The sequence below is a fragment of the Pseudomonas sp. 05N432 genome, from assembly GCF_056396945.1.
Genome location: NZ_JBFTMM010000001.1, coordinates 273,101 through 294,261 on the forward strand (window position 1 = coordinate 273,101; position 21,161 = coordinate 294,261).

Here is a 21,161-nt window from a genome sequence, read left to right on the forward strand (position 1 = left end):
ACCTCACCCCAACAGAGGATTTCCGATGAGCAACGTACGCAGCGACAAGCCGTTCGTCCTGGCCGGTCGTACTTACCAGTCGCGATTGCTGGTAGGTACCGGCAAGTACCGCGACATGGAAGAAACCCGCCTGGCCATCGAAGCCTCGGGTGCCGAAATCGTCACCTTCGCCGTGCGCCGCACCAACCTCGGCCAGAACCCGGGCGAACCGAACCTGCTCGAAGTCCTGTCGCCGGATCGCTACACCTTCCTGCCGAACACCGCCGGGTGCTTCGACGCTACCGAGGCTGTGCGCACCTGCCGCCTGGCCCGTGAGCTGCTCGGCGGCCACAACCTGGTGAAGCTGGAAGTGCTGGCGGACCAGAAAACCCTGTTCCCTAACGTGATCGAAACCCTCAAGGCCGCCGAAGTGCTGGTCAAGGAAGGTTTCGACGTGATGGTCTACACCAGCGATGACCCGATCATCGCCCGTCAACTGGCGGAAATCGGCTGCATCGCAGTCATGCCGCTGGCCGGTCTGATCGGTACGGGCCTGGGGATCTGCAACCCGTACAACCTGCAGATCATCCTCGAAGAAGCCAAGATCCCGGTGTTGGTGGATGCTGGTGTCGGTACTGCATCCGACGCCACCATTGCCATGGAACTGGGTTGCGAAGCGGTGCTGATGAACTCGGCCATCGCCCACGCCCAGCAGCCGATCATGATGGCTGAAGCGATGAAACACGCCATTGTTGCAGGTCGTCTGGCGTACCTCGCCGGGCGCATGCCGAAAAAACTCTATGCCAGCGCTTCCTCGCCGCTGGATGGTCTGATCAAGTAAGAGCCATTGATGACTGAATCGAACGACACGCCTATCCAGACGGAAACAGGCGAAGAGCGCCAACACCGCCGCATCAAGAGTTTCGTGATGCGCGCCGGGCGCATGACCGAAGGCCAGCAGCGCGGCCTGGACCAGGGCACGCCGCTGTTCGTCCTGCCGCTGGCCGACGCGCCGGTGGACTTCGACCAGGTGTTTGGTCGCTCGGCACCGCGCTCGCTGGAAATCGGCTTTGGCATGGGCCATTCGCTGCTGGAAATGGCCGCGGCTTCGCCGGATCAGGATTTCATTGGCGTTGAAGTACACCGTCCTGGTGTCGGCGCGTTGCTCAATGGCGTGCTGACTCAAGGCCTGACCAACCTGCGGGTCTACGATTGCGATGCGATCGAAGTGCTCAACCGGTGCGTGGCCGATAACAGCCTCGATCGCCTGATGCTGTTTTTCCCGGACCCTTGGCACAAGAGCCGTCACCACAAGCGTCGCATCGTTCAGGCGTCGTTCGCTGAGTTGGTACGCAGCAAGTTGAAAGTCGGTGGTGTGCTGCACATGGCTACCGACTGGGAACCGTATGCCGAGTACATGCTGGAAGTGATGAACGTCGCGCCGGGCTACCGCAACCTCGCCGAAGACGGCAAGTGCGTGCCACGCCCGGCCGAGCGCCCGATCACCAAGTTCGAACGCCGCGGCGAACGTCTTGGGCATGGCGTGTGGGATTTGAAGTTCGAAAAACAGTCCTAAGCCCTACGCAATACAAACTGTGGGAGCGAGCCTGCTCGCGATGAGGCCATAACATTCAACATCCAAGTTGACTGTCAGGCCGTCATCGCGAGCAGGCTCGCTCCCACAGTTGTTTTGTGTCGGGTTCGGGCTCAGCGGCGGTCGGCGACGACGCCGATCAACACCAGCACCACCAGCAACACCGGTGCCAGGCTGTAGTTGTTGAACTGGCTCAGGCCGCGAACGATCCACGGCGTGGCGTAGATCAGTGCGGCGCCGCTGCCGATCATGCACACCAGGGCCATCAACGGGACGCGCAAGGCGCCGGCGATGCTGCCCAGGCGTTGATCGATCCAGCCTTTGATATCGGCGCCAAACAGCACGAGCAGGCAGCCCACCAGCGCCAGGGCGATTTCCGACAGGTTGCTACGGCTCCAGCGGGACACGGTGGCAAGCAGATCGAGTACCAAATCCATTCGATTTCCTTAAGTCAGAAAATTCTGCAGCAAGTCATTGAGGAATAGTTGTCCGCGCATCGTCGCCGCCAGACGTGACGGTTCGACCTGCAACAAGCCACTTTGTTCGGCCTCGCGGCGGCCTTCGGCAAGGCTTTCCAGTGTCAGTCCGGTGCGCTCTGGATACAGGCGCGACTCGACACCTTCGGTCAAGCGCAGGGCATTCATCAGGAACTCGAACGGCAGCTCTTCGTTGGTCAGGGCTTTCTCACCCGCCTGAAAGCTTTTTGCCGGGTTGAGGTAGTCCTTTGGCAGGCGAGTCTTCCAGGTGCGGACAATGCGTCCGTCCGGATGGCTGAGCTTGCCGTGAGCCCCGGCACCGATACCGATGAAGTCGCCAAAACTCCAGTAGTTGAGGTTATGCCGCGCCGGACGACCGGGTTGGGCATACGCCGACACTTCGTATTGGGCGTAACCGTGTTCGGCCAACAGCGCCTGGCCAGCCTCTTGAATGTCCCACAGGGTGTCATCTTCCGGCAGGGTTGGCGGCTGGTTCCAGAACACCGTGTTCGGCTCCAGCGTCAGCTGATACCAGGACAGGTGAGTCGGCTTCAGCGCGATAGCCTGACGCAGGTCGTCCAGCGCGTCGTCCAGGGACTGATCGGGCAAACCGTGCATCAGGTCCAGGTTGAAGTTATCGAACCCGGCCTGTCGGGCCATGCCAGCCGCGCGAATCGCTTCATCGCCGTTGTGGATCCGGCCCAGGGCCTTGAGTTTCTCTTGCTGGAAGCTCTGGATGCCGATCGACAGGCGATTGATGCCCAAGGCACGGTAAGCGACGAATTTTTCCTGTTCGAAGGTCCCGGGGTTGGCTTCCAGGGTGATTTCGATATCGCTGGCAAACGGGATTCGCTGTTCCACACCTTTGAGCAAACGGCCCAACGCTTGCGCGCTGAACAGGCTCGGTGTGCCGCCACCGAAGAAGATCGAGCTCAGCTCGCGGCCGTAAACCGCGTGCAGGTCTTGATCGAGGTCGGCCAGCAGGGCGTCCACGTACTCTTCTTCCGGCAGCACCGGGCTTGCGGTGTGGGAGTTGAAGTCGCAATAAGGGCATTTGCGTACACACCACGGAATGTGGATGTACAGCGCCAGGGGCGGCAGCACTGGCAAGGCCGCCCGAGGCGATTGCGCGCCGCCGTAAATCAGCGGCGACGCGGACGAGTCGTGGGTCATTTCAGGCTCAGGCGTTGGCGCAGCAAATCCATTGCACGGGCGCGGTGGCTGAGCTGGTTTTTCTCGGCCGGGTTCAATTCTGCACTGGAGCAATTGCGCTCCGGCACCCAGAACAGCGGATCGTAGCCAAAACCGTGTTCACCGCTGGCTTCGGTCAGGATGCGCCCATGCCACAGGCCTTCGCAGAGAATCGGCAGCGGATCATCGGCGTGGCGTACCAGCGCCAGTACGCACACAAACTGCGCACCGCGTTCTGCTTCGGGGACGTCTTTGAGCACGTCAAGCAGCTTGGCATTGTTCGCCGCGTCGCCCTGGCCGTCGGCGTAACGCGCCGAGTAGATGCCCGGCGCACCGCCGAGGAAGTCCACTGCCAGCCCCGAATCATCGGCCAGTGCCGGCAAACCGGAAATGCGCGAGGCATTGCGGGCCTTGAGGATGGCGTTTTCGACGAACGACAGGCCGGTTTCTTCAGGCTCGACGCTGCTGAACTCGCCAATCGAGCGCAGGCGCACCGATTCGCCGAGCATGGCCTGGAGTTCTTTGAGTTTGCCGGCGTTATGGCTGGCCAATACGAGTTGCGTGAAATTGATCATTCGCCGGGGAAGAGCTCTTGGTTGAAATTGATGGTGTTGATCTTGTCGCCGGTTTGCACGTTGATTTCGAAGGTGCGGACTTCTTGTTGATCCACCGGGAACTGGGCGATGTAGTAGACCGCTCCGGTTTCGGTAATCTGTTTGAACTTCAGCGGGACGCTTTTACTGGTCAGGTCTTTCACCGTGCCACTGACCTGGGCGATGACTGGTTTGTTGGCCTTGATCACCGACACATTGATCACGCCCTGATTCTTGCTGCGGACCAGTTCGGCGTTTTTGGCGATATCCGGCGTCAGGTAGGTGGAGTTGAAGGTGTTGTAGTGCACCGTCACGTCACCGAAGGTTTCCTGGCGCTCGCCTTTGATAGGTTCAGCGGCCATGGCGCTGGCGCTCAGGCAGGCTGTTAATAGAAGCAGGGCTAGACGACCCATGATCGTTCTCCTTGAAAAACCTCGTTAAACCGCTACCTGGTGATCCTGCAGGCCAGGACTGCTGACGCGGTAGATGCCAATCTCACCTAATAGATTAGGCCATAGCTTACTGGCCCACCCGTGTCGGTGTTGTTGATCGACAGCAAGCCGATCGATGACCTTGGCTTCACGTTCGCGGCATAGCGCTTCAAAGTCTTCAAAGGTGCAGAAGTGGATGTTCGGCGTGTTGTACCAGGTGTATGGCAAAAACTCCGAAACCGGCATCCGGCCCTTGCTCGCCAGGTACCAACGGCAGCGCCAGTGACCGAAGTTGGGGAAGGTGATGATGCACTGACGACCGACCCGCAGCATTTCATCGAGGATCTTGTCCGGGTAATGCACGGCTTGCAGGGCCTGGGTCATCACCACGATGTCGAAACTGTTGCTGGCAAAGTTGCCCAGGCCCTTGTCCAGGTCCTGCTCGATGACGTTGATGCCCTTGGCCACGCATTCGGCGATGTTGTCCGCATCGTTTTCCAGGCCGTAGCCGGTCACTTGCTTGTTATCGCGTAGCCAGGTCAGCAACTCGCCGTCACCGCAACCGAGGTCGAGCACGCGGCTGCCGGCGGGGATCCATTCCTGGATGATTTCCAGATCGGCTCTCATGTCTTCCTCAAAGCGAAATTCGGTTCATGTAATTGCGAAACGCCTGCAAGTAGCGCGGGATCGGAATCAGGAAGGCGTCGTGGCCTTGCGGAGCATCGATCTCCAGGTAGCAAACGTCTTTCTTGGCCGCCATCAGCGCGTCCACCAGTTCCCGCGAGCGGGCCGGGGAGAAGCGCCAGTCGGTGGTGAAGGACATCACGCAGAACTTGGCCTGGGCTGCCTCGAAGGTTTTCGCCAGGTTATCGTCGAAGTTCGCTGCTGGATCGAAGTAGTCCAGCGCCTTGGTCATCAGCAGGTAGGTGTTGGCATCAAAACGCCCGGAGAACTCCTCGCCCTGATAACGCAGGTAGCTTTCGACCTGGAACTCGACGCTGTGGAAGTCGTAGTTGAGCTTTTCACTCTTCAGGCCACGGCCGAATTTCTCGCCCATGGAATCGTCCGACAGGTAGGTGATGTGCCCGACCATCCGCGCCAGCATCAGCCCGCGCTTGGGGATCACGCCGTGCTCCTGGAACGAGCCGCCATGGAAATCCGGATCGGTGAGGATCGCCTGGCGCGCCACTTCGTTGAAGGCGATGTTCTGCGCCGAGAGTTTCGGCGCCGAGGCAATGGCCAGGCAGTGACGGATACGATCAGGGTAAGTGATGCTCCACTGTATCGCCTGCATCCCGCCCAGGCTGCCGCCGATCACGGCGGTCCACTGGTTGATGCCGATCCGGTCCGCCAGACGCGCCTGGCTGTGCACCCAGTCTTCCACGGTCAGCACCGGGAAGTCGGCACCGAACGGCTTGCCGGTGTCCGGGTTGATGCTGCTCGGGCCGGTAGATCCGTTGCAGCCGCCGAGGTTGTTCAGGCTGACCACGAAGAACTTGTTGGTGTCGATCGGTTTGCCCGGGCCAATGCAGCTGTCCCACCAACCGGGTTTACGGTCTTCGGTACTGTGATAACCRGCGGCGTGATGGTGACCGGACAAGGCATGGCAAATCAGCACGGCGTTGCTCGCCGTGGCGTTCAGCGTGCCGTAGGTTTCATAGATCAGGTCATAGGCTGGCAATGAGCGGCCGCAGGCAAGGGCCAGGGGCTCGCTGAAGTGCGCCACTTGCGGCGTCACCAGACCAACAGAATCGGCGGGAAAGGCAGTTGGCATCGACCCTGCTCTCGTTGAAATGAGGCGTAAGTCTAATGAGCAGGGCTCCCAGCGGCAAGCAAAGGCCGGGCCTGATTTCATTCGGCTGGACCGAGGTGGGGCAATCGCGAGCAGGCTCGCTCCCACAGGGGAGTGCATTCCAATGTGGGAGCGGGCTTGCTCGCGAATGCAGCGCCTCGGTGGATCAGGTCTGTCGCACCAACCCCGGCAACTCCGGCAGCTTCTTCGGCGAGCTGATCCGAACCCGCTTCTGCCGGTTCAGCTCACCGCTGATCAGGCTGACCTGGCTCTTGGACACGCCAAACGCTTTGGCCAGAAACGCCATCAGGTAGGCATTGGCCTTGCCTTCGACCGGCGGCGCGGTCAGGCGGATCTTCAGCCGATCGCCATGCAGCCCGCAGAAATCATCGCTGCGGGCCGCCGGTTGCAGGTGACAGTCGAGGATCAGATCATCCCCGTCCCAGCGAAAGTAGCTCATCAGATGAGCCCGAGCAGTCCCTGTGGCATGAGGGCGAAGTATGCAAGGCGTGGGATCAGCCAGCTTTGCAGCAACTGGATCACGATAAACGCAAAGATCGGCGAGATATCGAGGCCACCCAGGTTCGGCACGATACGGCGGAATGGGGCGAGTACCGGTTCAGTAATCTGAGCGACCAGCTCTGCGCCCGGATTGTGGCTCCCCGGGGCGACCCAGGACAGGATCACGCTGATGATCATCGCGTAGAACAGAATATTCAAAAACAGCGAGAAGATCGCGATCAGTGCCCAAGGCACCAAAAGCAGGAAGTCGACCAGGAAGCCTTTGAGGGCCAGGATGACGGCTATCAGCAGCATCTGCACGATCAGCGCCAGTACAAGAGACGACATGTCCAGCCCGAACATGCTTGGGATTACCCGGCGCAGAGGCTTGAGCAGCGGCTGAGTGGCTTTCACGATGAACTGGCAGAGCGGGTTGTAAAAGTTCGCCCGAACCAATTGCAGGATAAAACGCAGCAGCACGATCAGCAGGTACAGGCTGCCCAGGGTTTTAATGATGAAAATGGCAGCGTCATTGAGTCCGAGCATTATTGATTCCTTTGTAAGAGCTGATTAGCGACCCAGTTGCTCGGCCATCTCGGCTGAACGGTGGGCTGCGGCGCCGAGTGCTTTTTCGACCAGGGCTTCAAAGCCACCGGCCTGGAAGGACTTGATCGCGGCTTCGGTGGTGCCTGCTGGCGAGGTCACGCGACGGCGTAGCTCAGCGGCGTCGACGTCACTGGCGACGGCCATGTGCGCAGCGCCCAATGCGGTTTGCAGGGTCAGCTGGGCGGCGATGTCCCGTGGAAGGCCAAGTTTCTCGCCCGCAGCGGTCATGGCTTCGATCAGCAGGAAGAAGTACGCAGGACCCGAGCCGGAAACGGCGGTGACCGCATCCAGTTGCTGCTCTTCGTTCAGCCACAGGGCGATGCCAACGGCAGACAGCAGCTCTTGGGCTTGCTGACGCTGTTCGGCAGTCACTTGGGTCGTGGCGTACAAACCGCTCACGCCCTGACGCAGCAGCGCCGGGGTGTTGGGCATGCAACGCACGATTGGCTGAGCGCCGAGCCAGTTGTTCATGCTGGCGCAGGTGATCCCGGCGGCAATCGACACCACCAGTTGATTCGGCGCCAGGCTTGGGCGCAGTGCTTCACACACGGCTTTCATCGCCTGGGGTTTGACCGCCAGTACGACCACGTCTGCGCCTTGAATGGCGTCGGCGTTGTCGGCGAACGTTTCGATGCCGTGTTCCGCCGATACCCGTGCGCGGGTTTCAGCGCCCGGATCGCTGGCGCGGATCTGTGCAGCTTCCAGACCTTTGGCGCGCAGGCCGCCGATCAGGCTGGCGGCCATGTTTCCGGCACCGATAAAGGCAATTCGTGTCTTGCTCATGTCAGGTCCTTATAGAGAGGTAAGTCAGCCACGTTATGGCTGACCATAGTCGCGGGCGCCAAACAGGGCCGTACCGATACGAACCCAGGTGGCGCCCATGGCAATGGCCGACTCCAGGTCGTGGCTCATGCCCATGGAAAGTGTGTCGAGTGGCAGATTCAGGCTGGCTTGCAGGTTCTTGTTCAAGTCACGCACAGCAGCGAAGGCTGCGTCCTGAGCGGCGCGATCTTCAGTCGGCTCGGGAATTGCCATCAAACCGCGCAGTTTCAAGCGCGGCAACGCGTTGATGGCGCTGGCCAGTGCGGGCAGGTCGGCCGGGGTGCAACCGGATTTGCTGGCTTCACCGCTGACATTGACCTGAATGCAGATGTTCAAGGGTGGCAGCTCGGCCGGACGCTGTTCGGACAGGCGTTGTGCGATTTTCAAGCGATCCACGGAATGCACCCAGGCGAAGTTCTCGGCGATAGCACGCGTCTTGTTCGATTGAATGGGGCCGATGAAGTGCCAGATCAAGGGCAGGTCGGCCAACTCAAGCTGTTTGCCCAAGGCCTCCTGCAGATAGTTCTCGCCAAAGTCGTGCACGCCGGCGGCGTAGGCTTCACGCACGGCATCGCTGGGCTTGGTCTTGCTCACGGCCAGCAGGCGGACGCTGTGCTCGGCACGTTGCGCGGCTTGCTCCGCTGCGCGGATGCGTATCTGAACCAAGGCTATGTTGTCTGCTATCGTGGACATTCAAGGGACGCCGGCAGTCTGAGGTTCGCGGCATTCTACTGGAATTGGGGAGTGCTATGGATATCACTGAACTGCTGACGTTCAGCGCCAAACAAGGGGCTTCCGACTTGCACCTGTCGGCGGGGCTGCCGCCGATGATCCGGGTCGATGGCGATGTACGGCGGATCAACCTGCCGGCGCTGGATGACAAGCAGGTGCGCGAGCTGATCTACGCGATCATGAACGACAAGCAGCGGGTGGAGTTCGAGCAGGCGCTGGAGACCGACTTTTCCTTCGAAGCGCCGGGTGTGGCACGTTTTCGGGTCAATGCGTTCAATCAATATCGCGGTCCGGGGGCGGTGTTCCGGACCATCCCCTCGAAAATCCAGAGCATGGAAGATCTGGGCATGGGGAATGTGTTTCGCCGTATTGCCGAGGTCTCGCGCGGGCTGGTGCTGGTCACCGGGCCGACAGGTTCCGGTAAGTCGACCACCCAGGCGGCAATGATCGATTACCTGAATAACCACCGGCATCACCATATCCTCACCATCGAAGACCCTATCGAGTTCCTCCATGAATCACGCAAATGCCTGATCAATCAGCGTGAAGTGCACCGCGATACGCGTAGTTTCGCTACGGCGTTGCGTTCGGCATTGCGCGAGGACCCGGATGTGATTCTGGTAGGGGAAATGCGTGATCTGGAGACTATCCGCCTGGCGCTGACGGCGGCCGAGACCGGGCATCTGGTCTTCGGCACCTTGCACACCAACTCGGCGGCGAAAACCATTGACCGGGTGGTGGACGTGTTTCCAGGCGATGAGAAGTCGATGGTGCGTTCGATGCTCTCGGAGTCGTTGCAGGCGGTGATTTCCCAAGCGCTGATCAAGAAAATCGGTGGTGGCCGGGTGGCGGCCCACGAAATCATGCTGGGCACCTCGGCGATCCGTAACCTGATCCGCGAAGACAAGATTGCGCAGATGTACTCGTCGATTCAGACCGGGGGTTCGTTGGGGATGCAGACGCTGGATATGAGCTTGAAGGAACTGGTGAGCAAAGGCCTGATCACTCGCGAGCATGCGCGGGAGAGGGCGCGGTCACCGGATAATTTCTGAGGGGGGGCTGGAATGCGGGCCTGTGGCGAGGGAGCTTGCTCCCGTTCGAGTGGGCAGCGCTCGCAGGTTTTTGGGGCCGCTTCGCGACCCAGCGGGAGCAAGCTCCCTCGCCACAATGAGCTTGCTTCGGATCAGCGCTGAGCGAGGCGCAGGGTTTTCGATTCTTTCGTTTCAACCCGCTTGGCAACCACGTAATGGCTTTCCCAGTACGGTTTCTTCAGGGTGTCGATGGTCACCGACTTGCCACGACGCGGTGCGTGGATGAAGCGGTCGTTGCCCAGGTAAATGGCGACGTGGTTGACCTTGCGGCTCTTGATATTGAAGAAAATCAGGTCGCCCGGCTTCAAGTCCTTGCGATCGACTTTCTGTCCGTGACCGGCAGCCATGGCGTTGGAGGTGCGTGGCAGATCAGCAGCACCCACGCCATTGAAGGCGTATTTCACCAGCCCGCTGCAATCGAAGCCTTTACTTGGGCTACTGCCGCCCCAACGATAAGGAGTGCCGAGCACGTTTACTGCACGGCTCAGTACATTGCTGCTTTGTTTGGCTCCCATTGGCGGGACCGGTTTGCTGTCGGCCTTGCTCAGGTGAGTCAGACCTTTTACAGCGTGTTTGTTTTTGCTGGTGACGGCAGAAACATGAGATTTTGGGGTGTAACCATTAACGTTCGGAAGACGTTGCTCACGATTGGTGGCGTGGGCGGCCAGTGGCATTAATAGGCAAATGGTTAGCCATGTCTTGAAAAATGGACGCATTAGGCAAGGCTCTATGTGGGTAAGCGCGCAACTTTATAACAGCTTTTTTGTCCTTTCCGAGGCCGTTGGTCGATTCAACCCGGGGGTCAACTGCAGCAAAGAAGCGGCAAATGGACTCAATTGTCGGACAGAAGTCAGGTGTTACAAGGCTTTGACGGGAGACAAGGTAGCATTTGCCACACGTCGGTCGCCTGTAAAAAAGTCACAAAGAATTCAAGAATATTTATCTATCGAGGCAAATGAGGGAACCCATGAACACCTATCGTCAGGATGTTTCACACCAGGACACCCACAGCAAGGTGATCGGTTACCTGCTGTGGATTTTCGGTTTTACCGGCTCTCACCGCTTCTATTACGGTAGGCCTGTCACCGGTACGATCTGGTTTTTCACCTTCGGGTTGCTGGGCATTGGCTGGCTGATCGACCTGTTCCTGATCCCGGCCATGGACCGTGAAGCGGACCTGCGTTTTACCGCTGGCCCTATCGAGTACAACGTTGCCTGGATCCTGCTGACCTTCCTGGGGGTGTTCGGTCTGCACCGCATGTACCAAGGCAAGTGGCTGACGGGCCTGCTGTACCTGGTGACCGGCGGGTTGTTCTTTGTGGGCGTGCTGTATGACTTCTGGACATTGAATGACCAGATATCCGTGCGCAATGCTCAGAACAGAGGCGCCTTCCAATAAGCCTTCGCGAGCAAGCCCGCTCCCACAAGGACCGCATCAATCCTGTGGGAGCGAGCCTGCTCGCGATGGGGGTAACGCGGTTTTACGCCTGGTGGGTGATCCGTCCGTCCACCAGGGTGTAGCGCACCACGCCCGGCAGGCTATGGCCGAGGAACGGGCAGTTTTCGCCCTTCGACAGCCAGTGCTCACCGGCTACGGTGGAGGCGGCTGGATCGAACACCACCAGATCGGCCGGAGCGCCGACCGCCAGCTTGCCTACCGGCAGACGCAGGGCATCGGCCGGACCGGCACTCAAGCGTGCCAGCAGCGTCGGCAGGTCGAGCAAACCGTCTTCCACCAGCGTCAGGGCCAGCGGCAGTAGCAGTTCAACGCTGCTGATGCCCGGCTCGGTCGCGCCGAACGGTGCCAGCTTGGCGTCGCGTTCGTGCGGCTGGTGATGGCTGGAGATGGCTTGAACCACCCCCGACTTCACCGCAGCGCGCAGGCCATCGCGGTCAGCACGGGTGCGTAGCGGCGGCTGGACGTGGTACAGGCTGTTGAAGTCGATCAGCGCCTCGTCGGTGAGGATCAGCTGATACAACGCCACATCGGCCGTCACTTTCATGCCACGAGCCTGAGCCTGAGCAATCAATGCCACGCCACGGGCGCTGGTGAGCTGACTGAAGTGCGCACGCACGCCGGTTTGTTCGACCAGCAGCAGATCGCGGGCCAGGGCCACGGTTTCAGCGGTTTCGGGAATTCCCGGCAAGCCGAGGAAACTTGCGGTCGGACCTTCGTGAGCCAGCCCGCCTTCGGCCAGATCATGATCCTGCGAATGGAAGATCACCGTCAGGTCGAACGTCGCTGCGTATTCCAGCGCCCGGCACAGGGTCCGGGTGTTGCGGAAACTCTCCAGGCCATTGCCGAATGCAATGCAGCCGGCATCGCGCAGGGCAATCAGTTCCGCCAGCTGTTCGCCGTCCAGACCTTTGCTCAGGGCGCCAATCGGGAAGACCTTGGCATTACCGGCCTCGCGGGCGCGGTCGAGGATCAGTTCGGCCACGGCGGAGGTGTCCAGCACCGGTTTGGTCCGTGGCGGGCAGCACAGGCTGGTGACGCCGCCAGCCGCAGCAGCACGGGTTTCACTGGCAATCGTGCCTTTGCGGCTGTAACCCGGTTCGCGCAGGGCGACGTTCAGGTCGACGAGGCCGGGAGCGACCACCAGGCCTTTGGCCTCAATGGTCTCGACAGCGACGAAGCCGGCTGGAGCGGCGCCTATGGCGATGATCTTGCAGGCTTCGATGTGAATATCGGTGACTTGATCCAGGCCGCTGCTTGGATCGATGACGCGGGCGCCGAGAATGCTGAGCTTCACTGGGCCTTCTCCTGCTCGAATTGGCGCTGGGCAGTCTGCCCGCTCATGGCCATGGACAACACGGCCATACGAATGGCGATCCCGTAGGTCACCTGATTGAGAATCACCGAGTGCGGACCGTCGGCCACCGCCGATTCGATCTCCACGCCCCGGTTGATCGGGCCTGGGTGCATGACGATGGCATCCGGTTTGGCACCGGCCAGGCGCGCAGTGGTCAAGCCGAACAGGCGATAGAACTCGCCCTCGCTCGGCAGCAGGCCGCCGGTCATGCGTTCACGCTGCAAGCGCAGCATGATCACCACGTCGACGTCCTTCAGGCCTTCGGTCATGTCGGTGTAGACCTTCACGCCGTACTGCTCGATGCCGATCGGCAGCAGGGTTTTCGGCGCGATCACGCGGATGTCCGGGCAGCCGAGGGTTTTCAGCGCGAGCATGTTCGAGCGTGCAACCCGCGAGTGCAGGATGTCGCCGACGATGGCCACCGACAGGTTTTCAAAGCTGCCTTTGTGCCGACGGATGGTCAGCATGTCGAGCATGCCTTGCGTCGGGTGGGCGTGACGGCCGTCGCCGCCGTTGATGATCGCCACCTGTGGGCAAACATGTTCGGCAATGAAGTGCGCGGCGCCAGAATCGCCGTGGCGCACAACGAACATGTCGGCGGCCATGGCTTCAAGGTTGCGCAGGGTGTCGAGCAGGGTTTCGCCCTTGCTCGCCGACGACGTGGACACGTTCAGGGTGATCACGTCCGCCGACAGCCGCTGGGCCGCCAATTCGAAGGTGGTACGGGTGCGGGTAGAGTTTTCGAAGAACACGTTGCACACGGTCTTGCCGCGCAGCAGCGGGACTTTCTTTACCGCTCGGGCGCCGACTTCAAGGAACGAGTCGGCGGTGTCGAGGATTTCCGTCAGCAGCTCGCGGCGCAGACCGTCGAGCGAGAGGAAGTGGCGCAGCTGGCCCTGATCATTGAGCTGCAGCGGGCGCTTGGTGTCTAAAGGCGTCATCGCAATGGACTCTTTAAAAGGGCGAATTAAAGGGCGAGGTCTTGCAGTTCGAGTTGCAGCGGGTCAGGGCCGGTCAGCTTGACCCGTTCATGGGCCGCCAGCGACAGGGTGGCACCCACCACGTTCGGGCGGATTGGCAGTTCGCCGGCATCCAGGTCGAGCAAGCACACCAGGGTGATGCTGGCCGGACGACCGTAATCGAAGAGTTCGTTCATGGCGGCGCGGATCGTCCGACCGCTCATCAGCACGTCGTCGATCAGCACCAGGTGCTGGCCTTCGATTTCGAACGGCAGCGCCGAAGGACGAACCTGCGGATGCAGGCCGCTCTGGCTGAAGTCGTCGCGGTAGAAGGAAACGTCCAGCGTGCCCAGTGGCGCGTCGCTGCCCAGCTCTTCGAGCAAGGCCTGGGCGACCCACACGCCACCGGTGCGAATGCCGATGTAGCGCGGTTCGCTGATGCCACGGTGTTCAAGATGGGCCTTGAGACGGACCGCCATTTGGCTGATCAGTTCGGCGGGATTGGGCAGGCTCATGGTTGCTCCTTCATGGGCCCGAGCACGCTGCGTGCACACTGCGGCTCGGGTTGTAGCGAAGAGAGGCACTGTGGCGCCTCTTCAGGATTCGGCTTTCAGGATTCGAACAGTGCAGTGTTTTCGTCGAGCCAGCCTTGCAGCAGCAGGGCGGCGGCGATGGCGTCGACCGGGTTGTCGCGGTAACTGCCTTTCTGTCCGCCCTGTGCCCGCCGTTCACCTTTGGCTTCAAAGGTGGTCAGGCGTTCATCGTGGGTATAGAAGGGCAGGTTGTAGCGGCCATTCAGGCGGCGGGCGAACTTCTCGGCGCGCAAGCACATGTCACTGGGCGTGCCGTCCATGTTCAGCGGGAGGCCGACCACCACAGCATCGGGTTTCCATTCCTTGATCAGGGCTTCGACCTGATTCCAGTCAGGAATGCCGTTTTGCGCCTTCAAGGTGCAGAGCTCGCGGGCCTGGCCGGTAATCACCTGGCCGACCGCGACGCCGATCTGTTTGGTGCCGTAGTCAAAACCCAGAATCAGACGCAGGGCCATCAGGCGTGTCCTGCCTGGCTGGTCAGCAGGCTGAGGTTGATGCCCAGGCGCTTGGCGGCTGCTTCCAGGCGCAATTCGCTGCTGGTGTTGAACAGGATGTCGGCATCGAACGGGCAGGTCAGCCAGGCATTGTCGGCCAGTTCGGTCTCCAGCTGCCCGGGTTCCCAACCGGCGTAGCCGAGGGCGATCAGGCTTTTGCTCGGGCCAACGCCATCCGCAATGGCAAACAGCACGTCCTGGGAGGTGGACAGCGCCAGGCCATCCAGTTCGACCGTTGCCTGATACGTCGAGCCGATCGGGTGCAGGACAAAACCGCGATCGGTCTGTACCGGGCCGCCAGTGAAAATCGGCACGTGCTGGCACAGCGGTGACGGCTCTACGTCTGGGCGCAATTGCTCGAGAATGTCCGCCAGGCTGAGGTCTTGTGGGCGGTTGATGATCAACCCCATGGCACCATTGGCCGTGTGCTCGACGATGTAGGTCAAGGTGTGCGCAAAGTTCGGGTCGGCCATGTGAGGCATGGCGATCAGGAAGTGATGCTTGAGGTAGCTGGGGCTGACGTTCTTCATAGGCGCTAGTGTGGCGTTGGAGGGGCAAACTGACAAGCTGGGGATGCCGCAATTTGGCAGTCGACAGCGATCAAATGTGGGAGCGAGCCTGCTCGCGATAGCGGTCTGTCTGACACTTCAACTTTGAATCTACCGCCGTCATCGCGAGCAGGCTCGCTCCCACAAGGGATTTGTGGTGGTCAGTTACTGGAGAGCTTGTCTCCGCGCGCAAACTTCCATGTGCGAATGATTTCCAGTCGGTCGATATCCGACAGATCGCCGGTAAACGGCGCAAACGGTGCAGCCAGGCGCACGATACGTTGCGCGGCTTGATCCAGCAGCGGCTGGCCGGAGGATTCCAGCACCAGCACTTCATACAGCGAACCGTCGTGGTTGATCGAGACCATCAGTCGCAGGTTGCCATAGATCTGCTTGCGCCGGGCTTCTTCGGGGTAGTTCAAATTGCCGATACGCTCGACCTTCTTGCGCCATTCGTCCTTGTACCAGGCGCCCTTGTCGCGCATGGTCGAAGCGGCGCTCAGGCGGTGGATACGCGGGCGCTTGGCATACAGCTGTTGTTCGTTGGCCAGTTCCGCTTCCAGGCTGGCGATGTCGCTGGACAGCTGCGAGCTGTCGAACGTCGGTGTCGTGGCCTTGGGTGTCGGCTCGGCCTTGACCTCTTGTTTCTTGGCCACGGCTTTCTTTGGCGCAGGTGCGATGGTGGTCACGGCGGCTTTCGGCGCGGCTTCCTCTACCTGGGGTTTGACTGAAGGTGGGGGGGAGACCTTTTGTACCTTGTTGTCCTGGAATGGCGCGATCTCGGTGGTCTTGGGAATCGCCTTTTTATCCAGGGTGCCGCTGCCTTGCTGGTTTTCCTGGGCGAGAAAATCGGCTTTTACAGGCTTTTTTTCGCTTTTGAAGGTGGCGAGGGTGATTTCCAGGGTTTTGCTGATCTGCTTGGGTTCGACAAAGGTGAACCCGACGCCCAACAGCAAGGCCAGGTGAATCAACGCCGCAAGAAACAGGGTAAAACCGAGGCGATCGGCCGGGCGCACGCCACGGTGGGCGAGTTCGGGAGGCAGATCGGACGGAAGTGTCATAACAAGAAAACCAACATCGCGTTTTTCACAGGCCGGGCATGATAACGCAATGTTGGTCGTAACTTGGGTGTTCTATATCAACGAGCTTTAAGCTTCTGATCGATGGCAGCCATCAGCATTTCGCCGATGTTCGTGCCAAAAGCATTGTCGATCTCGCGGATGCAGGTCGGACTGGTGACGTTGATTTCGGTCAGGTGCTCGCCGATTACGTCGAGGCCGACGAACAGCAAACCCTTTTCGCGCAGGGTCGGGCCGACCTGTGCGGCGATCCAGCGGTCCTTGTCGGTCAGCGGGCGTGCTTCGCCACGACCACCGGCGGCCAGGTTGCCACGGGTTTCGCCCGCGGCGGGAATCCGTGCCAGGCAGTAATCCACCGGTTCGCCATCGATCATCAGGATGCGCTTGTCGCCGTCCTTGATCGCCGGCAGGTAGCCCTGCGCCATGATCTGCTGCTTGCCGTGGTGGGTCAGGGTTTCGAGGATGACCGAGAGATTCGGGTGACCAGCGGTATGACGGAAGATCGAAGCGCCGCCCATGCCGTCCAGCGGCTTGAGAATCACATCGCCATGATGATCGGCGAATTCGCGCAGTACATCGGGACGGCGGCTGACCACGGTCGGAGGGGTGCACTGCGGAAACAGCGTGGCGAACAGCTTTTCATTGCAGTCGCGCAGGCTCTGCGGCTTGTTGACCACCAGCACGCCCGCGCGCTCGGCTTGCTCCAGCAGGTAAGTGGAGTAGACGAATTCCATGTCGAACGGCGGATCCTTGCGCATCAGGATCACGTCCAGATCGCTCAGCAGCGCGTCGGTTTCGGCTCCCAGCTCAAACCATTTTTCCGGGTTGGCGAAAACTTTCAAAGGACGCATGCGGGCCCGGGCTTTACCTTCAGCCTGGTACAGGTCGTGCTGTTCCATGTAGAACAGCGTCCAGCCGCGCGCCTGGGCGGCCAACAGCATGGCCAGCGAGCTATCCTTTTTGTAGGAAATGCTGGCGATAGGGTCCATGACAATCCCGACGCGAACGCTCATGGGTTTTTCCTCGAAATTTGGGTGGTCGAAGCGACATGAAAAAGTGGCGTCAGAGTGGCGCCCAGTGTGTTCCCGGTCAAGGAAAAACCACCTCGAAGGTTGCTCGATAGATTGGATTTGGAGACTGTGCTAAAAAGACTCCCATGTCGCGCTGGCCCTTGAACATCAAGGGTTTCAGCCCTTGGTAAGCCGCAAACGACAAATTGATTCGCAAAGGCGACGGTAGAGCAGATATGGAACAGCATTCCAGCGCCTTGAAGGTCATGGTGATCGATGATTCGAAAACGATTCGCCGTACCGCCGAAACGTTGTTGAAAAACGTGGGCTGTGAGGTCATCACGGCCATTGATGGTTTTGATGCCCTGGCCAAGATTGCCGACAATCACCCCGGCATCATCTTTGTCGACATCATGATGCCGCGTCTGGATGGCTATCAGACCTGCGCCTTGATCAAGAACAACAGTGCGTTCAAGTCCACGCCGGTGATTATGCTGTCGTCCAAGGATGGGTTGTTCGACAAGGCCAAGGGGCGCATCGTCGGCTCCGACCAGTTTTTGACCAAACCTTTCAGCAAGGAAGAACTGCTGAGCGCGATCCAGGCCCATGTACCGGGCTTTGCCGTTGTTACGCCGCAGTAAGACACGCACAGTGACGCTCGGCCAGCGGGCCCGGCGTCTACAAGAATGGGGAAGACCATGGCACGTATTCTGATCGTCGATGATTCGCCGACCGAAATGTACAAACTGACCGGCATGCTGGAAAAGCACGGTCATGAAGTGTTGAAAGCCGAAAACGGCGCAGATGGTGTGGCACTGGCCCGTCAGGAAAAACCCGACGCGGTGCTGATGGACATCGTCATGCCTGGCCTCAACGGTTTCCAGGCCACCCGCCAGCTGACCAAGGACCCGGAAACCGGGCACATCCCGGTGATCATCATCACCACCAAGGATCAGGAAACCGACAAGGTCTGGGGCACCCGCCAGGGCGCCAGGGACTACCTCACCAAGCCGGTGGAAGAAGACACCCTGATCAAGACCCTGAACAACGTGCTGGCGGGTTGACGGCCGACCCATGGCCGAGTCGCTGACTGCCTTCGAACTGCTGCTGCAGATCGATCAGCGCTGCCGCCTGCTGGCGGCGGACTTGCCTTCGCAGCAAACCCGCAACCACGGCTGGAGCGGGATCGGCTTTCGCCTCGGCGAGCACTGGTACGTGGCGCCGATGGGCGAGGTCAGCGAGGTGTTGCACGAGCCGCGCCTGACTCTGTTGCCGGGGGTCAAGTCGTGGGTCAGGGGCGTGGGTAACCTGCGTGGACGACTGTTGCCGGTCATGGACCTGTGCGGTTTCCTCGGGGTTGAGCTGTCTACGCAGCGCAAACAGCGGCGCGTACTGGTCGTTGAATATAAAGAGGTGTTCGTCGGGTTGATGGTCGATGAGGTGCTCGGCATGCAGCACTTTGACCAGGCCAGTTTCGAGCCGGCGTCATTGGACGCTCAGGGTGGAATGGCGGCGTTCATAAAGGGACAGTTCGAGCGCGAGCAACGGTGGCAGGTCTTCAGCCCGTTTGCCCTGGTGCAGTCCCCACGGTTCATGGATGTGGCCATCTAACCGGTACGACACGGATCCCGTGTGGGAGCGAGCCTGCTCGCGAATGAACGATAACGCGGTACATCAGCAAGACCACGGCGCCTGAATCGCGAGCAGGCTCGCTCCCACAGGTTCTTCGGCCAGGCATGGCAGGGCGTTGGTTAACAGGCGAGGATCGATGATAAAAGCAAATACAGGCAAGGCTACGGAAGGGTCGCGCAGTCGTGCGCAGATCATCGTGCTGTTCATGGCGCTGATCGTGTTCATCGTGTTGCTGTTCGCCAACTTCGCTTACCTCAATACCCAGGCCTCCTACGACAAGCAGTACATCGGTCACGCCGGAGAGCTGCGTGTGCTGTCCCAGCGCATCGCCAAGAACGCCACTGAAGCGGCGGCCGGCAAAGCGGCAGCGTTCAAGCTGCTGAGCGATTCGCGCAACGACTTCGCCCAACGCTGGGGTTACCTGAAGAAAGGTGACCCGACCACCGGTCTGCCACCAGCACCCCACGCGGTACACGCGGAAATGCGCGCGGTGCAACTGGACTGGGAGCGCCTGCTGAAAAATACCGATGCGATCCTTTCCAGCGAACAGACTGTGCTGTCGCTGCATCAGGTCGCCGCGACCCTGGCCGAGACCGTGCCGCAGTTGCAGGTCGAGTACGAAAAAGTCGTCGAAATCCTGCTCCAGCGCGGCGCACCTGCTGCTCAGGTCGCCATGGCTCAGCGCCAGTCGTTGCTGGCCGAACGGATCCTGGGCGCGGTCAACACGGTGCTCGTCGGCGACGAAAATGCCCAACAGGCTGCCGACGCCTTTGGCCGTGATGCGGCGCGCTTCGGTCAGGTGCTCAACGGCATGCTCCAGGGCAATCCGACCCTGAAGATCAGCCAGGTCGAGGACCATGACGCGCGTGCCCGGCTGACCGAAATTTCCGAGCTGTTCGAGTTTGTTTCGGGCTCTGTCGACGAGATCCTCGAAACCTCGCCTGAACTGTTCAAGGTCCGTGAGTCGGCAGGCAACATCTTCAACCTGTCGCAGACCTTGCTCGATGAAGCCTCGCACCTGGCCAACGGCTTCGAAAACATGGTGGGCGGGCGTTCGACCGATACCATCGGCGGCTACGTGCTGGGCTTGCTGGCACTGATGTCAATCATCCTGATCGGCCTGGTGATGGTCCGTGAAACCAATCGCCAGTTGCGGGAAACTGCCGAGAAGAACGAACGTAACCAGAACGCGATCATGCGCTTGCTCGACGAGATCGAAGACCTCGCCGATGGCGACCTGACGGTCACGGCATCGGTGACCGAAGACTTCACCGGGACCATTGCCGACTCGATCAATTACTCGGTCGATCAGCTGCGCGATCTGGTCGCGACCATCAACCTGACGGCCGGCCAGGTCGCTGCCGCAGTGCAGGAAACCCAGGCGACCGCGATGCACCTGGCCCAGGCCTCGGAGCATCAGGCCCAGCAGATTTCCGAAGCCTCGACGGCGATCAACGAGATGGCCCAGTCCATCGATCAGGTTTCGGCCAATGCCGCCGAGTCGTCCGCCGTTGCCGAGCGCTCGGTGGAGATCGCCAACAAGGGCAACGAGGTGGTGCACAACACCATTCACGGCATGGACAATATCCGCGAGCAGATTCAGGACACGGCCAAGCGGATCAAGCGTCTGGGCGAATCTTCCCAGGAAATCGGCGACATCGTCAGCCTGATTGACGACATTGCCGACCAGACCAATATTCTTGCGCTGAACGCAGCGATCCAGGCCTCCATGGCCGGTGATGCCGGGCGCGGTTTTGCGGTGGTTGCCGATGAAGTCCAGCGGCTGGCGGAACGTTCGTCGGCGGCCACCCGGCAAATTGAAACCCTGGTGCGGGCGATCCAGACTGACACCAATGAAGCGGTGATTTCCATGGAGCAGACCACCACCGAAGTGGTGCGCGGCGCGCGACTGGCGCAGGATGCGGGGGTGGCCCTGGAAGAAATCGAAGGCGTATCGAAAACGCTCGCAGCGTTGATCCAGAGTATTTCCAACGCGGCGCAGCAACAGACGTCTTCGGCGGGTCAGATATCCTTGACGATGAACGTGATCCAGCAGATCACCACGCAGACCTCGTCGGGCTCCACGGCCACTGCCGAGAGCATCGGCAACCTGGCGAAGATGGCCAGCCAGCTGCGGCGTTCGGTGTCTGGTTTCACCTTGCCGGCGGTGCCTGAGCGCAGCGCCGACAAGGCTTGAACGGTGCCTGCTGGAAAAGCATTTTGAT

At 60.4% G+C, this 21,161-nt stretch carries 26 protein-coding genes; 8 read left to right on the forward strand and 18 right to left on the reverse strand.

Going from position 1 to position 21,161, the window contains the following annotated elements; translation table 11 throughout:
* Window positions 1-25: 25 nt before the first annotated feature.
* Both AC1DHT_RS01300 and trmB read left to right on the forward strand, forming a co-directional pair.
* A complete protein-coding gene (locus AC1DHT_RS01300; RefSeq protein WP_019694092.1) occupies window positions 26-820 on the forward strand; it encodes a thiazole synthase in 795 nt (264 codons plus the stop codon).
* 9 nt (window positions 821-829) lie between these two features.
* Window positions 830-1,555: a tRNA (guanosine(46)-N7)-methyltransferase TrmB gene (gene trmB, locus AC1DHT_RS01305; RefSeq protein ID WP_427543906.1), complete on the forward strand. Its 726-nt coding sequence runs from the start codon at window positions 830-832 to the stop codon at window positions 1,553-1,555.
* A 131-nt stretch (window positions 1,556-1,686) separates the two neighbouring features.
* Here the strand turns inward: trmB and AC1DHT_RS01310 are convergent, their stop codons facing one another.
* From AC1DHT_RS01310 to AC1DHT_RS01355, 10 genes are all read right to left on the reverse strand, one after another.
* The gene (locus tag AC1DHT_RS01310; RefSeq protein ID WP_054594469.1) at window positions 1,687-2,010 is read right to left on the reverse strand and encodes a DUF3392 domain-containing protein; all 324 of its coding nucleotides are present in this window, start codon (window positions 2,008-2,010) and stop codon (window positions 1,687-1,689) included.
* 9 nt (window positions 2,011-2,019) lie between these two features.
* Window positions 2,020-3,222 (reverse strand): radical SAM family heme chaperone HemW, encoded by a 1,203-nt coding sequence (gene hemW / locus AC1DHT_RS01315; RefSeq protein ID WP_427543903.1) that lies wholly within the window; start codon window positions 3,220-3,222, stop codon window positions 2,020-2,022.
* Window positions 3,219-3,815: an RdgB/HAM1 family non-canonical purine NTP pyrophosphatase gene (rdgB, locus tag AC1DHT_RS01320; protein WP_427543900.1), complete on the reverse strand. Its 597-nt coding sequence runs from the start codon at window positions 3,813-3,815 to the stop codon at window positions 3,219-3,221. The genes hemW and rdgB overlap by 4 nt, the downstream gene beginning before the upstream one ends.
* On the reverse strand, window positions 3,812-4,246 hold the full coding sequence (locus AC1DHT_RS01325) for a DUF4426 domain-containing protein (protein ID WP_442114410.1): 435 nt from the start codon (window positions 4,244-4,246) through the stop codon (window positions 3,812-3,814). Before AC1DHT_RS01325 ends, rdgB begins: the two co-directional genes overlap by 4 nt.
* A 24-nt stretch (window positions 4,247-4,270) precedes the next feature.
* Window positions 4,271-4,891 carry a methionine biosynthesis protein MetW gene (gene metW, locus AC1DHT_RS01330; RefSeq protein WP_071552963.1) on the reverse strand — a complete coding sequence of 207 codons (621 nt, stop codon included), beginning with the start codon at window positions 4,889-4,891 and terminating at the stop codon, window positions 4,271-4,273.
* 7 nt (window positions 4,892-4,898) lie between these two features.
* Window positions 4,899-6,038: a homoserine O-succinyltransferase MetX gene (gene metX / locus AC1DHT_RS01335; protein WP_427543894.1), complete on the reverse strand. Its 1,140-nt coding sequence runs from the start codon at window positions 6,036-6,038 to the stop codon at window positions 4,899-4,901.
* A gap of 184 nt (window positions 6,039-6,222) precedes the next feature.
* The gene (locus tag AC1DHT_RS01340; protein WP_427543891.1) at window positions 6,223-6,516 is read right to left on the reverse strand and encodes a DUF167 domain-containing protein; all 294 of its coding nucleotides are present in this window, start codon (window positions 6,514-6,516) and stop codon (window positions 6,223-6,225) included.
* Complete coding sequence (locus AC1DHT_RS01345; RefSeq protein ID WP_103316770.1) at window positions 6,516-7,103, reverse strand: YggT family protein; 588 nt, start codon at window positions 7,101-7,103, stop codon at window positions 6,516-6,518. The genes AC1DHT_RS01340 and AC1DHT_RS01345 overlap by 1 nt, the downstream gene beginning before the upstream one ends.
* 24 nt (window positions 7,104-7,127) lie before the next feature.
* A complete protein-coding gene (gene proC / locus AC1DHT_RS01350) occupies window positions 7,128-7,946 on the reverse strand; it encodes a pyrroline-5-carboxylate reductase (protein ID WP_427543888.1) in 819 nt (272 codons plus the stop codon).
* Between the two features lie 33 nt (window positions 7,947-7,979).
* Window positions 7,980-8,678, reverse strand: a complete 699-nt coding sequence (locus AC1DHT_RS01355; protein ID WP_427543885.1) for a YggS family pyridoxal phosphate-dependent enzyme — start codon at window positions 8,676-8,678, stop codon at window positions 7,980-7,982.
* Between the two features lie 56 nt (window positions 8,679-8,734).
* Here AC1DHT_RS01355 and AC1DHT_RS01360 point away from each other — a divergent pair, with 56 nt between their 5' ends.
* On the forward strand, window positions 8,735-9,769 hold the full coding sequence (locus AC1DHT_RS01360) for a type IV pilus twitching motility protein PilT (RefSeq protein WP_427543882.1): 1,035 nt from the start codon (window positions 8,735-8,737) through the stop codon (window positions 9,767-9,769).
* A 131-nt stretch (window positions 9,770-9,900) separates the two neighbouring features.
* Here AC1DHT_RS01360 and AC1DHT_RS01365 read toward each other — a convergent pair whose 3' ends face one another.
* Window positions 9,901-10,524 carry a C40 family peptidase gene (locus AC1DHT_RS01365; protein WP_054594458.1) on the reverse strand — a complete coding sequence of 208 codons (624 nt, stop codon included), beginning with the start codon at window positions 10,522-10,524 and terminating at the stop codon, window positions 9,901-9,903.
* A gap of 251 nt (window positions 10,525-10,775) precedes the next feature.
* Here AC1DHT_RS01365 and AC1DHT_RS01370 point away from each other — a divergent pair, with 251 nt between their 5' ends.
* On the forward strand, window positions 10,776-11,207 hold the full coding sequence (locus AC1DHT_RS01370; RefSeq protein ID WP_427543879.1) for an NINE protein: 432 nt from the start codon (window positions 10,776-10,778) through the stop codon (window positions 11,205-11,207).
* Between the two features lie 82 nt (window positions 11,208-11,289).
* Here AC1DHT_RS01370 and AC1DHT_RS01375 read toward each other — a convergent pair whose 3' ends face one another.
* The 7 genes from AC1DHT_RS01375 to gshB all read right to left on the reverse strand — a co-directional run bounded on the left by AC1DHT_RS01375 (window position 11,290) and on the right by gshB (window position 17,307).
* The gene (locus tag AC1DHT_RS01375) at window positions 11,290-12,561 is read right to left on the reverse strand and encodes a dihydroorotase (protein WP_427543876.1); all 1,272 of its coding nucleotides are present in this window, start codon (window positions 12,559-12,561) and stop codon (window positions 11,290-11,292) included.
* Entirely contained in the window at window positions 12,558-13,562 is a 1,005-nt protein-coding gene (locus tag AC1DHT_RS01380; protein WP_019694074.1) for an aspartate carbamoyltransferase catalytic subunit, read from the reverse strand. The genes AC1DHT_RS01375 and AC1DHT_RS01380 overlap by 4 nt, the downstream gene beginning before the upstream one ends.
* Before the next feature lie 26 nt (window positions 13,563-13,588).
* Entirely contained in the window at window positions 13,589-14,095 is a 507-nt protein-coding gene (gene pyrR / locus AC1DHT_RS01385) for a bifunctional pyr operon transcriptional regulator/uracil phosphoribosyltransferase PyrR (protein ID WP_145014320.1), read from the reverse strand.
* Window positions 14,096-14,190: 95 nt separating this feature from the next.
* Entirely contained in the window at window positions 14,191-14,628 is a 438-nt protein-coding gene (ruvX, locus tag AC1DHT_RS01390) for a Holliday junction resolvase RuvX (protein WP_054594455.1), read from the reverse strand.
* Window positions 14,628-15,197 (reverse strand): YqgE/AlgH family protein, encoded by a 570-nt coding sequence (locus tag AC1DHT_RS01395; protein WP_145014321.1) that lies wholly within the window; start codon window positions 15,195-15,197, stop codon window positions 14,628-14,630. Before AC1DHT_RS01395 ends, ruvX begins: the two co-directional genes overlap by 1 nt.
* 179 nt (window positions 15,198-15,376) lie before the next feature.
* Window positions 15,377-16,276 carry an energy transducer TonB gene (locus AC1DHT_RS01400; RefSeq protein WP_427531936.1) on the reverse strand — a complete coding sequence of 300 codons (900 nt, stop codon included), beginning with the start codon at window positions 16,274-16,276 and terminating at the stop codon, window positions 15,377-15,379.
* A 77-nt stretch (window positions 16,277-16,353) separates the two neighbouring features.
* On the reverse strand, window positions 16,354-17,307 hold the full coding sequence (gshB, locus tag AC1DHT_RS01405; protein WP_427543873.1) for a glutathione synthase: 954 nt from the start codon (window positions 17,305-17,307) through the stop codon (window positions 16,354-16,356).
* Between the two features lie 233 nt (window positions 17,308-17,540).
* Between gshB and pilG the strand changes: the two genes are divergently transcribed.
* The 4 genes from pilG (at window position 17,541) to AC1DHT_RS01425 (ending at window position 21,133) form a co-directional block, all read left to right on the forward strand.
* Entirely contained in the window at window positions 17,541-17,945 is a 405-nt protein-coding gene (gene pilG, locus AC1DHT_RS01410; protein ID WP_427543870.1) for a twitching motility response regulator PilG, read from the forward strand.
* Window positions 17,946-18,002: 57 nt separating this feature from the next.
* Window positions 18,003-18,368 carry a twitching motility response regulator PilH gene (pilH, locus tag AC1DHT_RS01415; RefSeq protein ID WP_019694067.1) on the forward strand — a complete coding sequence of 122 codons (366 nt, stop codon included), beginning with the start codon at window positions 18,003-18,005 and terminating at the stop codon, window positions 18,366-18,368.
* Between the two features lie 10 nt (window positions 18,369-18,378).
* Window positions 18,379-18,915, forward strand: coding sequence for a chemotaxis protein CheW (locus tag AC1DHT_RS01420; RefSeq protein ID WP_427543866.1), 537 nt, complete (start codon window positions 18,379-18,381; stop codon window positions 18,913-18,915).
* A gap of 157 nt (window positions 18,916-19,072) precedes the next feature.
* Window positions 19,073-21,133: a methyl-accepting chemotaxis protein gene (locus AC1DHT_RS01425; RefSeq protein ID WP_427543863.1), complete on the forward strand. Its 2,061-nt coding sequence runs from the start codon at window positions 19,073-19,075 to the stop codon at window positions 21,131-21,133.
* Window positions 21,134-21,161 lie beyond the last annotated feature (28 nt).

Bases quoted from the DNA above. Each gene is read 5' to 3' on its own strand.
- AC1DHT_RS01355 (WP_427543885.1), bottom strand. From the start codon at position 8,678: ATGTCCACGATAGCAGACAACATAGCCTTGGTTCAGATACGCATCCGC.
- trmB (WP_427543906.1), top strand. From the start codon at position 830: ATGACTGAATCGAACGACACGCCTATCCAGACGGAAACAGGCGAAGAG.
- pilG (WP_427543870.1), top strand. From the start codon at position 17,541: ATGGAACAGCATTCCAGCGCCTTGAAGGTCATGGTGATCGATGATTCG.
- hemW (WP_427543903.1), bottom strand. From the start codon at position 3,222: ATGACCCACGACTCGTCCGCGTCGCCGCTGATTTACGGCGGCGCGCAA.
- gshB (WP_427543873.1), bottom strand. From the start codon at position 17,307: ATGAGCGTTCGCGTCGGGATTGTCATGGACCCTATCGCCAGCATTTCC.
- pyrR (WP_145014320.1), bottom strand. From the start codon at position 14,095: ATGAGCCTGCCCAATCCCGCCGAACTGATCAGCCAAATGGCGGTCCGT.
- AC1DHT_RS01380 (WP_019694074.1), bottom strand. From the start codon at position 13,562: ATGACGCCTTTAGACACCAAGCGCCCGCTGCAGCTCAATGATCAGGGC.
- AC1DHT_RS01365 (WP_054594458.1), bottom strand. From the start codon at position 10,524: ATGCGTCCATTTTTCAAGACATGGCTAACCATTTGCCTATTAATGCCA.
- AC1DHT_RS01420 (WP_427543866.1), top strand. From the start codon at position 18,379: ATGGCCGAGTCGCTGACTGCCTTCGAACTGCTGCTGCAGATCGATCAG.
- AC1DHT_RS01300 (WP_019694092.1), top strand. From the start codon at position 26: ATGAGCAACGTACGCAGCGACAAGCCGTTCGTCCTGGCCGGTCGTACT.
- AC1DHT_RS01310 (WP_054594469.1), bottom strand. From the start codon at position 2,010: ATGGATTTGGTACTCGATCTGCTTGCCACCGTGTCCCGCTGGAGCCGT.
- AC1DHT_RS01370 (WP_427543879.1), top strand. From the start codon at position 10,776: ATGAACACCTATCGTCAGGATGTTTCACACCAGGACACCCACAGCAAG.
- proC (WP_427543888.1), bottom strand. From the start codon at position 7,946: ATGAGCAAGACACGAATTGCCTTTATCGGTGCCGGAAACATGGCCGCC.
- AC1DHT_RS01400 (WP_427531936.1), bottom strand. From the start codon at position 16,276: ATGACACTTCCGTCCGATCTGCCTCCCGAACTCGCCCACCGTGGCGTG.
- AC1DHT_RS01425 (WP_427543863.1), top strand. From the start codon at position 19,073: ATGATAAAAGCAAATACAGGCAAGGCTACGGAAGGGTCGCGCAGTCGT.
- AC1DHT_RS01395 (WP_145014321.1), bottom strand. From the start codon at position 15,197: ATGAAGAACGTCAGCCCCAGCTACCTCAAGCATCACTTCCTGATCGCC.
- metW (WP_071552963.1), bottom strand. From the start codon at position 4,891: ATGAGAGCCGATCTGGAAATCATCCAGGAATGGATCCCCGCCGGCAGC.
- AC1DHT_RS01360 (WP_427543882.1), top strand. From the start codon at position 8,735: ATGGATATCACTGAACTGCTGACGTTCAGCGCCAAACAAGGGGCTTCC.
- AC1DHT_RS01340 (WP_427543891.1), bottom strand. From the start codon at position 6,516: ATGAGCTACTTTCGCTGGGACGGGGATGATCTGATCCTCGACTGTCAC.
- rdgB (WP_427543900.1), bottom strand. From the start codon at position 3,815: ATGATCAATTTCACGCAACTCGTATTGGCCAGCCATAACGCCGGCAAA.
- AC1DHT_RS01325 (WP_442114410.1), bottom strand. From the start codon at position 4,246: ATGGGTCGTCTAGCCCTGCTTCTATTAACAGCCTGCCTGAGCGCCAGC.
- ruvX (WP_054594455.1), bottom strand. From the start codon at position 14,628: ATGGCCCTGCGTCTGATTCTGGGTTTTGACTACGGCACCAAACAGATC.
- pilH (WP_019694067.1), top strand. From the start codon at position 18,003: ATGGCACGTATTCTGATCGTCGATGATTCGCCGACCGAAATGTACAAA.
- AC1DHT_RS01345 (WP_103316770.1), bottom strand. From the start codon at position 7,103: ATGCTCGGACTCAATGACGCTGCCATTTTCATCATTAAAACCCTGGGC.